The sequence below is a fragment of the Alphaproteobacteria bacterium HT1-32 genome (genome assembly GCA_009649675.1).
Lineage (GTDB): Bacteria > Pseudomonadota > Alphaproteobacteria > Rhodospirillales > HT1-32 > HT1-32.
On the sequence record WJPL01000001.1, the window covers coordinates 1,800,914 to 1,812,359 of the forward strand.

The window sequence follows — 11,446 nt, forward strand, 5'->3', positions numbered from 1 at the left end:
GTACGTGTCTACCGAGACTGGCATTGAGCCGCCTGAACCCCGTGCATGGCAGGGCCGCCATGTTTCAATTGTTGAACTGCGGTTTCTGGCCCTTTTTGTGCCGGCGCTGTTTCTGGTCCTGGTGCTGCTGACGGCGGGTTATGAATGGCATAGTTACAGCCGGGCGAGTCATCACCTGAAACAGCGGCTTGGGGCGGTTGCGTCGAACCTGTCGATCATCATGGCGGAGCCCCTTTATCGCCGTGACCGTCGCCAGATCAGACTGCTGATGGCGTCGGTGATAGCGGATGATGCTGTCGCTGCTTTCGCGATTTATGACATGAATGGGGGGCTGATCGATAATTTTGGCGTGCCGCAGGATGAACCGGCGGAATGGCGGATGTCACAGTTCGTGAACTTTGCGGATCAGGACGGGTTACGTCAGGCGGGGCGGCTGGAGATTGCCTTTACAGACCGGCATTTGCGGGAGCAGACCCTCAACCGGCTCGGCTTTGCTGTGCTCTCCGTCGGGGTGATGCTGCTGGCGGCGCTGGTCATTGTTCATGTTTCCTACAGTCGCTCGATCGGTCGGCCAATCGATGATCTCAGGCGCGCCTTCGGGGAAACCAGAGACGGGGCCAGGGGGCGTGTTACCTGGGACAGTGATGATGAAATCGGTGATCTGATGACCGCTTTCAACGCCTTGCAGGACCGGGAGGAGAAAAGCCTCGCTTTGCTCAAGCAGACCCAGAGTGATCTGGAAAGGCGGGTCAGGGAACGGACGCATGATCTGGAACAGGCAAGTACCGAGGCCCTGCTGGCCAATCGGGCAAAAACCCAGTTTCTTGCGGCGATGAGCCACGAGTTCCGGACGCCGCTTAATGCAACCATCGGGTTTGCCAGCCTGCTCATCGAAGACGCGGATTCGATTTCGCCTGAACGCCGCAGTCAGTATCTGGAGGAGATTGTCAGAAGCGGTGACATTCTGCTGTCGTTGCTGAGCAAATTGCTGGATTACAGCGAGCTGGAAACGGGAACCCTGAAGATCACGCCGGAAGCGGTTGACCCGCTGGTGATCGTCGAAGCCGTGATTGCCGGGGAGACCGGCCGGGCTGCACAGAAGGCCGTGCATCTGGATTTTCAGACGGCCCTGGCGGGTGGCAACAAAATCTTTGTCGACGGTGCCCGGTACCGTCAGATCGTCACCAATCTTCTGGTCAATGCCATCAAGTACAACCGGTCAGACGGCCGGGTCTTTGTCAGTCTGGACAGCGTAAGGGATGGCTGGTGCCGCCTGACGATCCGCGATACCGGCGAAGGTATATCCGAGGCCATGCACGACAAGGTTTTTATTCCCTTTGATCGTCTGGGGCGGGAGGCCGGATCCATTGACGGTGCCGGGATTGGACTGGCGCTCGTAAAGCAGCTGACGATAAGGATGGGCGGAGAGATCGATTTCACATCGGTTGTGAATGAAGGTTCAACCTTCTGGGTCGAGTTTCCGTTTGTCAGCCGCGCCTCCGCCTGAAAACCGGGGGCTGGTCTCGATGCAGTTGCGGCCATTCATTTTTGCGGCATAAAGCGCCTTGTCAGCTGCTTCTATATCCTGATCGAGTTGTGTCGGATCATTACCGCACAGCGAAGCCCCAATCGAAACGGTTACGGGGTGAGGCAGTGTGCCGGGCTGGAGGTGAAGGTTTTCCACAGACTGGCGAATTCTTTCGGCGGCCAGAATGATCTGCCCCTGTTCGGTACTGTTGAGCAGGGCAAGAAACTCCTCACCACCCCATCTTGTGACGATATCACCAAGGCGGAGGCTGTCCGAGATGGCTTTGGCAATCTGACACAGAATTTCGTCGCCGGTAGCATGCCCGTGCTGATCGTTGAAGGATTTGAACAGATCAACATCAATCATCAGCAGCCCGAGTGTTTTTCCACCGCGTTCAGCCTCGGCAAATTTCTGAGCAGCAACATCTTCCAGAAACCGGCGGTTTCGCAAACCCGTCAGGGGATCGGTTGTCGCCCTTTCCTGCAACTGTGACTCGATGGCTTTCTCTTCGGTAATATCCCGGAACAGGCTGACATATCCGCGAACCCGGCCAGCCGGGTCGACATCAGGCGTATAGGTTGCAAGTAACCAGATTTCTTCTTTCGTGTCCGGGAGGGTCGCCTTGAAACTGAACTCGCTGGCCATGCCGTTCAGGGCGCGTGCGACGCGATTGTGAATCATTTCAATCACATCATCCGACAGCCATTCATTCTGTACGATTGCGTCTATGGACTGGCCGATAACGTCAGAGGCAGACTGGCGAACGGCTTTCAGATATGAATTGTTGGCATAGCGATAAATCCGGTTGCGATCGACATAGGCAATTGCCGTTGGCAGGGCGTCTGTCACCACGCCGAGCAGGGCGGCACCTATGCTGTCGGTATCCGGACAGTCATCGTCTCTGATCATGCAATCACTTTCATTCCGGTTCGGGATGATGCCCACTTTTGCGGGCCGGATAGTGGGCCATCTGACGGTGAAGCAAAGTGATCTGAGTCACTGGACCGTCAGGAATTAGAAGAATCAGCAGATAACAAAATTTTCAGTGTCATGCGGGGGGTCAAAAACCTGTCATGAAACCGGATTAGGGTCCGCCAACTCAACTCAACGGAGATCCGGTTACATGAGAATTATGACATTCAGTACAGCGATGTTTCTGGCGGCGACATCGCTTCAGGCAGCAGACGTTACGGTTCTGACTATTGATGATCCGCTCAGCCAGTGGCGCAATGTCGATTATCCCAATGGTCAGCAGGTAACCTACAGTGTTGGTCTGGGTTCCGGCGCCTTCCGTCATGCCTCTGATCCGACGAATGTCATCTATGCGGTTTCGGACCGCGGTCCGAACTTCACCTGCAAGGCCGCCATCAAACTGATGGGCGAGGAAAGCCAGGCTCTCTGCAAGGGCATCAAGGGTGCTCGGTTCTATCCGACACCGGATTATACGCCGTCGATCTATCGTCTGGAACTGGATATCGCTGCGGGAAGCTTTCTGGTGAAGGATGTTATTTCGCTGAAAACGGCATCCGGTCTTGCGGTTTCCGGCATGCTCAACCCGCAGACGGTTGCAAAGACGGATGTGGGCATTGACCTGAAGGGTAACAAACTGGCCTTCAGTCCTGATGCGATTGATGCGGAAGGAATTGTGAAGTTGTCTGATGGCAGTTTCTGGATCGGCGAGGAAATGGGTCCCTCGATCCTGCATGTTGCTGCTGACGGACGGGTGCTCAGACGTCTGGTGCCGGCCGATGCTGCGGCGGATTATGCAGGGGCGGATACCGAGATCGTTGCAAGTCTGCCAGCCGTGTTATCACGTCGTCAGGCGAACCGTGGTATCGAATCAATGGCGGTCTCTCCGGATGAGAAATTTCTCTATTTCATGGTTCAGAACCCGCTGGCAAACCCGGATGCAAAAACCTATGCCGCGTCAAAGAATACGCGTCTGTTTAAGCTTGACCGCGAGTCGGGCAAGCTTGTCGGAGAATATATCTACCAGCTTGATGATCCGCAGACCTTCGGCCTTGATCCGTCGGACAAGCAAAATGCACCGCGAATCTCCGAAGTAACGGCTCTTGGACTGGACCGGCTGCTGATGCTGGAACGGACAGATGGTACCACCAAGCTGCATGAAGTGACCCTTGAAGGTGCCACGAACATTCTCGGCAGCCGCTGGGACGATCCGTCGACCAGTCCGTCGCTGGAAGCCGGCAATGACCTCAGGGCGCTGGACCTCGTCGCGGTTCCCAAGACGCTGCGCTTTGATACCTCCCGCGATTACAGGGATGCGCCGACGAAAATCGAAGGGGTGGCTTTTCTCGGTGATGGTTCGATGGCGTTGATCAACGACAATGATTTCGGCATTAATGGTGATGCAACCCGCATCCTTGTTGTCAAAGGTGCGGTGTCGGCCGATCCGGCTTTGTGGCGTCGTTAATCCGGTTACATGAGTGAGCGGCGGTTTGGCGTTCACGAAATATAGAGACTTTCCGGGCTAGTCAGAGACTGAGAGTTTCTGACTGGCCCGGTTCCATCTGGCCGGTCCGGTTTTCGGAGGATCGCCGGATGGCGTTGACAGCATCGGAAGAAATTGCGCTTCGCGCCGCGTTCATGGAGATCACCCGCGAACGCAGGAAAGCCCTTCAGGCTATGTTCGAAGGCACCCAGCTGAAGCCGAAAAGCCTGCTGGATGACGCCAAGGATATGGCGAAGGAAGCCAACAAGGCCCGTAAATCCGTCCAGAAAATTCCCGGCCTCAACGCGCCGGACATCGATATTCCCAGCCTCAATGTGGATCTGTTCAAGGGCATTGATCTGCGCAAGCTGATCGATATCGATATTCCGTCGCTCAGCATTCCGGGCTGGGATCTCAGTCTGGTGCCTAATTTCAAGCTGGGAAGCATCCCCGGCTTCAGCCTGCCGAAAGTCCGGCTCAATCTGAAAGGGCTGATTAAATACAAGGACCTGTTGCCGGACATCTCGCTGCCGGCGCTGGTCTGGGCTATCGGTGTCAAGTTCCCCCATCTGACCCTGCCGTCGGTATTGTGGGACCTGCAGGGCATTCTGGGGATTGACCTGAATCTGCGACTCAGTTTTCCGGATTTCGTGATTCCGGATCTTCGGGTTGATCTGCCGAACCTTTCGGTTCCGGATATCTCGCTGCCTTATGTCGATGTCCCCTCGATCGACATTGACTTCCCGTCCATTGATCTCTCGGCGATCGAGATTCCGGGAATCAATCTCGATCTCTATTTAAAGGTCCCGGGATTCGACAAGGTTCTGAAGCTGCTGTTCGAACTGTTCGATGTCGTCGAACTGCCGGATATTCTGGCAGAACTGGGAACGGAGTTCATTACCGACTTTATCTCATCGGCTCTGCCAATCGTGCAGCAGGTCAAGAGCGGCAGCAAGGCGGCGATGGAATGGGGCAAGGCGGCGCAGGATCTTCACAAGGCCCATAAAGTGACCAAGCATATGCCCTTCATCCTGCCGGGAAACGCCCGGGATGCCTGCACGGCCCTGCAGCGTCTGCTGAATGAAAGTTCGGCCGAGCATGCGGGTCTGGCAACCATTCATACGGCGCAATTCGCCGTTTCCACTGCCGGACTATTTGCCGATCTCGGTGGTGCGACCGGACCGGCAACATCTGCGGTCGCTTCTCTCGCAAAGCTTTGTCAGAAGGTTACGATCTTCGCGATGAAGTATAAGGAAATGAAGAAAATCAACGCGATCCTGCGGAACAATCCGGCAGAAAAGCTTGATTCCAACATCTTCCAGGTCTCGCCGTTGCTGGGCTGCTATTATCTGGCTAACAGTACCACGTCGAATGTCCTGAATATTCTCTGTGACAATATTCTGATGGATAACTGGATGCTGGATGCAGAGACCAACAAGAAGAAGCATCTGGATCCGCTGATTAAGGATTCACAACGCTTTATCGATAAATCACGCTACGTGCTCTCGCCGATCCGTCAGGACAAGGGCATGTATGTTGAGCGCGGATATTTCGAGAAAAAGAAAGAGGCCGCCGCCCTCTATTTCAAGAAGAAGATGGGCTTTGCACCACAGGATGCGAAGGTGAAAACGCATCGGTATATCGGATAGCCGGGGCAGGGCCTCCGGATAATCTGAAAAGCGGCCCCGCCACCGGTTCGGGTGCTGCAGGGCCGCCGTTCTGACCGGTCTAGTGCCGGATAGCTGTCCGGTGAGCCAGTCGTCCGATAACATCGTGGAACAACCGGTCGACAACCAGATGCCGGACCCATGATGAGGCGGCGATGATCATGCTGCTGACAGCCTGTGCACGCAGCTTCTCGCTCCGGCGGATATAATAATCCATCATCTCCGGCGAGACCCTGACATAGGTCAGGCGCTCGTTCGTTTCGGACGGTTCGGCAATCCACTCATTTTCGATATTGGTATAGGGCCACATGGAAACTCTCCAAAGTTGTTTGTGCCCCTCCCTTGATTTGATTTTTATATTGCATCGCAGCATACATATAATTCTGTTTTCACAAAGAGATATAATTGAAATGCTGCATTGCAATATTTTCATGGGTTGGATCTGAACATATTGAACCCGTGCGGGGGTTTGTTTGTTCCGGCAATGTCAGTGTTTTTTGACTGGCCCGTTCATCTGGGCTTGTGAGTGATCGGGAGTTAAAATTTCTATTAAGGTATGTTTGTGTTGTAAAAAACAAACATAGAGGGAATTATTTCATGATGTCATAGTCGGAAAGCAATAAATGGAAATAGCCTGCCCGAAATGTGGAACGGACACCCGTCTTCCCCTGCCATTCGGAATTACATGTGCTTCCTGTAAAGCGCATATCGCGGATGGAAAGTTTGATCGTCGAAGCAACCGGCTCGGTCGCCTGGTCTTTGTCGCGGCCGCTACGGGTGCCTTGAGTTATACGATTATGTCCTCTGACCGTTATCCGATCGCAACAGAATATGCGATTGTCGAAAGCTGTGTCGGGAATTCAAAGCGAAGCCTTCTTGACAGGGAGGTTCGCGAGAAAAGAGACGTGTGCCTGTGCGCTTTGGAGCAGACACAACAGGATTTGACTCTGGATGATCTTGAGGGAGACCGGAAGGCCTTTTTCAGCACGTTCAAGGTGAAAGCGGAAGAATGCCGGGCCGAGAATGCCCGATAGGAGACAGTCTGGTCTCCCATCGGGCGGCCCGGAACGGGGCTTACTTTTTGTTTTCTTTTGCTGCCTCCACGGCCCGTTTCACAAATCCCTGATCACTGTTCGGCTTCCCTCTGGCAGCCCTTTCTATCCTTTCCGCAGCTTCTTTCGTCATCGGGGTGACCTGCTTGCCGGAAGTGGGGTTGTTCTTCGTTTTCTTCGACATGCTATTACTCCATTAGCTTGGTTTGAGAAATGTCAGGAATGTCCTGACAACAACGTTATCCGGTAACGGTGGGGACAAATGGGGACAAACGAGGAAGAAAAACGGGCTGATGAGTTGTATGATGCGCTTTCTCACCTGCTGCGCCGGGCCGGGTGGTCTCAGCGACAGGCCGCAGACTTCATTTGGTATGAAAAGAATGAGGACGATGACGACAGTGAGGAGAAAAGGGAAAAGCACTATCAGAATTTCAAACGGTGGTTACACAGGCGGATACTCAACAATAAATCGATTGAGCGACTTGAGCGATATATCGAGCTGCTGTCGCGGGACTACGAGATCAGGCAGTCCTGCGGCTATTCGGTTCGGGTCTATAATCTGGAATTCAAGAACGATTCTGACATGACTGAAATCTCACAGCATCTGGATAAGCTGATATTTACGGATTGCTGACACTGTACGGGCATCCGGCAAAATGCCGACCAGTTCCGTCTACACGTTATTTTCTCAGATCAGATATACTGTACCGAACCTGATACCCGTCTGGCGGTCGATCCAGTGCGCGCATGTCGTACAACAACGGACGATAGGGGGCAGTTTGCCACTTTGCATCGGGGCCACGCAGGTATTGTGGAAAGTACGTATCGTTACGAAGGCCTTCTGGAGGTAACTTGGAAGCGACTGCGATATATTGATTTTTTTAGCACTTAAAACTTGTTGGTTTTATTAGAATTTATGCCAAAAGTATATTTTTCAGAGATGATTTCTGGGGTTATTCATGCTGTTTCGGACAAGGTCTGAGAATGATTCGGATAAATCCGGCACCCCGCAGGACCGGATGAGTTCGATACTGCTCTGCCTGCTGATGCTTGCCATGGTGACAATCATCGCAAGCCTGTTTCTGGTGAGGGAGCTGGGGGATGCGAGCCGGCAGATCGAGACGCTTCGCAAGTTTCAGGCAGATGTTTATTTCCGGCTCGGGGCCTATGAAGAGATGCAGCATCATCTCGGATACACCCAGTTCATTCACAATTTCAAAAACGGGGTTTTGCGGCGTGACGCGGACCGTCTCCTCATGGCCCGGCTTCAGATAAACAAGGCATTGCTTGCTCTGGAAAAAGTGGGGGGCGGTGTCGATGACATGGCGGCGATCAGAAACACGCTGGAAGCCTATCGTGAGATGACATTCATTGCGGAACGGCTGATTGTGGCTGGTCGCAGTGCCATCGCGATTGATCGCGTCGTCAGGATCGATGACGGCCCAGCCATGGCTGCAATGGGGTCAATTCTTGCCGGTATTCATGCCGCGCGCGAGGCTCTCGAAGAAAATCTGAAGGAACAGAATTTCCAGATGAGCCGGATCAGAATGGTGTTCCATTTCGCCGTCGGTGGCCTTGTACTGCTGACCGTTGTCATTCTGTTTGTCTATGTCCGTGCCCGGCAGAATGCGAGAATACTGGCTGTTACGGCAGCAAGCCTGCAATCGGCAAATACCTATATCGAGGAGCGCATTGAACGGCTTGTCGGGATGGCGAAGTCTTCCGGCCCGGGTGAGGTTTTTACCCGTCATGCCTGGCCGGAGGGCATGTCGGCTTATGAAGCCCTGGGCCGGTTAGAGGCGTCTCTGACGGAGCTTATACACCGGATGGGTCGGCAGGAAGACCGGTTGATTGCGCATTCAACGGCGCTGGAAACGGCAAATGAAGAGCTCGCACAATTCAATTCTGTCGTGTCACATGACCTGCAGGAACCATTGCGGAAAATTCTGACCAATATTGACCTGATCAGATTACGCCATCGTGATGAGGTCAGTGATGATCTTGGTCGTCATCTCGATAAACTTGCGATATCTGCCCGGAAGATGCGCCGTCTGATTGTCGATCTTCTCGCTTATTCACGGGTCGGTTCGGAACCATTATCTCAGGAAATGCTCGACCTCCGGGAGGTTGTTCAGGCTGCGGTCAGGGAGACGGAACATCTGTTCGATGACCGGTCAGGGTCGGTGAGCCTTGATATACCCGACGGTCCGCCTGTGCCGGGGGACCGTTTCCAGCTGGTGCAGGCTTTTGTGAATATTCTGTCAAATGCTGCGAAGTTCGTCCGGGAGGGAGTGTCCCCCGAAGTCCGGATCTCCGGCGTTTATACAGACTACAGATTTACCCTCACATTTGCGGATAACGGGGTCGGCTTTGACCCGGCGCTGGCGGAACAGATATTCGAGCCGTTCCGACGTTTTCATAGCGGGTCTGAATATGAAGGCAGCGGAATAGGATTGTCGATCGTCAAGCGGGCGGTCACCCGACAGGGGGGCAATGTGCGGGCCACACCGGCAGAAACGGGTGGCACCAGATTTATCGTCAATCTGATGCTGCAGTCCCAGGAAGCAGCCGGAGACAGCCATCATGTCGCCTGATATGCAGGAACGGAGACCCGGATTCCGGTTATTGTTCAGCCAGCCTCGCCAGAAGATCCTGCCGGAATTTTTCCGGCGGTAGAAGATTGCCGGCTTGAAGGCGTCAGGGGTGCGGGAGTGGCGGGAAGCGGTTGCTGTCCTGTTGCCGGGTGTGGAAAACTGTCCTAAATCAGGATCCCAGCCAGTTCCGCCGGTGCAAAGGCAGTGATTTCAGTCCTTGTCTGTATGGCGGTGGTCTTCACAAAACTGAAAGCTACCCGATGAAAACGCACAGCAGATATGCTGGCCCGACACTGGCTGTCGCCGTGGCATCAGTTCTTTGGGGGCTTTACTGGATACCGGTCCGCTGGCTTCAGTCAGAAGGCCCTGATGCGGTTATGGTGGCGGCTCTGTTCAACATTGCGGCCCTTTGTCTCTATGCGCCGGTGCTGTCATGGACCGGTCGACCGGGTTGGGGCGGGCTTCCCGCCGGTGTGACCATTGGCGCGGCGATGACGCTCTATTCCCTGGCTCTTGGCATGACGACTGTGGTGAACGCGGTGCTGCTGTTTTACCTGACCCCGGTCTGGAGCACCCTGATCGGCCTGACGTTCAGGGGTGAACGGCTGACATTACACAGGGCGACCGCACTGATCCTGAGTCTTGTCGGGCTGATGCTGATACTGGGTGACGATGGCGGGTTGCCCTTACCCGGCAATGCAGGGGATGTTGCCGCACTGGCGGCGGGACTGATCTGGTCAATCGGCTCTTTCAGCCTGTTTGACCGACCGGCTGTGAGTGTCCGGTCCGCGACATTCTGGACGCTGGTCAGCGGCTCTGCGATATCGGTTCTGGCGATTCTTGTCGTCATGCCGGGCGGCGTGGAAACGGTGGTCTGGACGGTATCATCGGGCAGTGCGATTCTGCTGGGCGGGGTGATGCTGGGACTGTTGCTGATCCTGACAATCTGGGGCGCGCGGCATCTGGCACCGGCCCGGGTTGGTATTCTGCTGATGGGTGAAATTGTCGTTGGTGTCGGATCCGCAGCGCTTTATGCGGGAGAGCCGGTCGGTCTGACCGAGATCGCGGGGGGCGTTTCAATTCTGGTGGCGGCGGGTATTGAGGTGATGACACCGCATAAGAAAAACACTGGAAAAAAGTCTCACCTGTGACGCCGGTCACATTTTTTCTAGTCTGACGCGTATACAACAGGTCTCATCAGATGACGGCTTGCGGTTTTCCCCTCCCTGAACCCGCAGTCGTTTTGGACACAGGACCGACGCCTCGGCCTGTCCAGAGACAGCGGTGGCGCTTCACCCTTCCCCCTCCCTTCCCCCAGAAGCGCCACCGCAACTTTCTGGGTTCCGGACCCTTCATCGCCCAAAAACAGTCCTGAGAATTTCGGTGGTTCGCGCAGCCGGGTTTTCACGAATGGCCTTCTCCTCGCGACCGAGAAGCAGGAACAGGCCACCCAGTGCTTCGGTTACCACATGGTCGGACAGGTCGGCCGTGACATCGGGGACAAAGGGCAGGGATTTATATTGACCAATCATCGCATCATATGACCGGACGGCACCGACTTCGCGCAGGCTGTCATTGACGACGGGTGTGAACTTCTCGCGCAGTTCGGGTGTCATCCGGCCCCGGAAATAACTTGTCGCGGCATCATCCGGGCCATTGTAGATTTTCTGCGCGTCATCAATGCTCATGGTTGAAACCGCATTCCAGAACAGTTGCCGGGCTTCCGGCGCAGCGGCTTCCGCAGCCCTGTTCAGGCGGAGCTCCAGGTCATCTGCCATACCGGAAAGACCAACGGTTTTGAGCGCTGACTGGACCTTCTGAAGGGTCGGCGGCAGTGGAATATGGATGTCCGGATTGGCATTGAAGCCGTCGGTTGTTCCAATCTGGCTGACGACCCGGTCAGAGCCGACACGCAGTGCCTCCTTGAGCCCCTTGATGATCTCGTCATTGCCCAGACCGGACGACGTGCCTCCTCCCCCGCCCAATGCTTTTCGCGCCTTGTCGAGGAATGACTGGGCCTGAGCCGGGGGGGATATCAGACAGGCGACGGAGATCAGAGATGTGATAATCTGGCGACGGGAAATATGCATGACCTGCTCCATTTGTTCCCGCCGATAGTGGCGGACAGGCGGGCAGGACCGCAACCGTTTCAG

At 54.9% G+C, this 11,446-nt stretch carries 10 protein-coding genes; 6 read left to right on the forward strand and 4 right to left on the reverse strand.

Annotation, left to right across the window (positions count from 1 at the left end):
- Window positions 1–4: 4 nt before the first annotated feature.
- Window positions 5–1,507 (forward strand): HAMP domain-containing protein, encoded by a 1,503-nt coding sequence (locus tag GH722_08545; protein ID MRG71816.1) that lies wholly within the window; start codon window positions 5–7, stop codon window positions 1,505–1,507.
- Here GH722_08545 and GH722_08550 read toward each other — a convergent pair.
- Complete coding sequence (locus GH722_08550) at window positions 1,460–2,437, reverse strand: diguanylate cyclase (protein ID MRG71817.1); 978 nt, start codon at window positions 2,435–2,437, stop codon at window positions 1,460–1,462. The genes GH722_08545 and GH722_08550 overlap by 48 nt on opposite strands.
- 214 nt (window positions 2,438–2,651) lie before the next feature.
- Between GH722_08550 and GH722_08555 the strand changes: the two genes are divergently transcribed.
- The gene (locus GH722_08555; protein MRG71818.1) at window positions 2,652–3,962 is read left to right on the forward strand and encodes an esterase-like activity of phytase family protein; all 1,311 of its coding nucleotides are present in this window, start codon (window positions 2,652–2,654) and stop codon (window positions 3,960–3,962) included.
- A gap of 128 nt (window positions 3,963–4,090) precedes the next feature.
- Entirely contained in the window at window positions 4,091–5,629 is a 1,539-nt protein-coding gene (locus tag GH722_08560) for a hypothetical protein (protein ID MRG71819.1), read from the forward strand.
- 79 nt (window positions 5,630–5,708) lie between these two features.
- Here the strand turns inward: GH722_08560 and GH722_08565 are convergent, their stop codons facing one another.
- On the reverse strand, window positions 5,709–5,957 hold the full coding sequence (locus GH722_08565; protein ID MRG71820.1) for a hypothetical protein: 249 nt from the start codon (window positions 5,955–5,957) through the stop codon (window positions 5,709–5,711).
- Window positions 5,958–6,721: 764 nt separating this feature from the next.
- A complete protein-coding gene (locus GH722_08570) occupies window positions 6,722–6,883 on the reverse strand; it encodes a hypothetical protein (GenBank protein ID MRG71821.1) in 162 nt (53 codons plus the stop codon).
- 78 nt (window positions 6,884–6,961) lie between these two features.
- Between GH722_08570 and GH722_08575 the strand changes: the two genes are divergently transcribed.
- The 3 genes from GH722_08575 to GH722_08585 all read left to right on the forward strand — a co-directional run bounded on the left by GH722_08575 (window position 6,962) and on the right by GH722_08585 (window position 10,444).
- Window positions 6,962–7,333 carry a hypothetical protein gene (locus tag GH722_08575; protein MRG71822.1) on the forward strand — a complete coding sequence of 124 codons (372 nt, stop codon included), beginning with the start codon at window positions 6,962–6,964 and terminating at the stop codon, window positions 7,331–7,333.
- 325 nt (window positions 7,334–7,658) lie between these two features.
- Entirely contained in the window at window positions 7,659–9,293 is a 1,635-nt protein-coding gene (locus GH722_08580) for a hypothetical protein (protein MRG71823.1), read from the forward strand.
- A 260-nt stretch (window positions 9,294–9,553) separates the two neighbouring features.
- Window positions 9,554–10,444 carry an EamA family transporter gene (locus GH722_08585; GenBank protein MRG71824.1) on the forward strand — a complete coding sequence of 297 codons (891 nt, stop codon included), beginning with the start codon at window positions 9,554–9,556 and terminating at the stop codon, window positions 10,442–10,444.
- Between the two features lie 201 nt (window positions 10,445–10,645).
- Here GH722_08585 and GH722_08590 read toward each other — a convergent pair whose 3' ends face one another.
- Complete coding sequence (locus GH722_08590; protein MRG71825.1) at window positions 10,646–11,395, reverse strand: DUF4197 family protein; 750 nt, start codon at window positions 11,393–11,395, stop codon at window positions 10,646–10,648.
- Window positions 11,396–11,446: the final 51 nt, after the last annotated feature.

Excerpts from the sequence above, each read along its gene's own strand:
- GH722_08550 (MRG71817.1), bottom strand. The coding sequence starts at position 2,437 with ATGATCAGAGACGATGACTGTCCGGATACCGACAGCATAGGTGCCGCC.
- GH722_08585 (MRG71824.1), top strand. The coding sequence starts at position 9,554 with ATGAAAACGCACAGCAGATATGCTGGCCCGACACTGGCTGTCGCCGTG.
- GH722_08575 (MRG71822.1), top strand. The coding sequence starts at position 6,962 with ATGGGGACAAACGAGGAAGAAAAACGGGCTGATGAGTTGTATGATGCG.
- GH722_08560 (MRG71819.1), top strand. The coding sequence starts at position 4,091 with ATGGCGTTGACAGCATCGGAAGAAATTGCGCTTCGCGCCGCGTTCATG.
- GH722_08565 (MRG71820.1), bottom strand. The coding sequence starts at position 5,957 with ATGTGGCCCTATACCAATATCGAAAATGAGTGGATTGCCGAACCGTCC.
- GH722_08555 (MRG71818.1), top strand. The coding sequence starts at position 2,652 with ATGAGAATTATGACATTCAGTACAGCGATGTTTCTGGCGGCGACATCG.
- GH722_08590 (MRG71825.1), bottom strand. The coding sequence starts at position 11,395 with ATGGAGCAGGTCATGCATATTTCCCGTCGCCAGATTATCACATCTCTG.
- GH722_08580 (MRG71823.1), top strand. The coding sequence starts at position 7,659 with ATGCTGTTTCGGACAAGGTCTGAGAATGATTCGGATAAATCCGGCACC.
- GH722_08570 (MRG71821.1), bottom strand. The coding sequence starts at position 6,883 with ATGTCGAAGAAAACGAAGAACAACCCCACTTCCGGCAAGCAGGTCACC.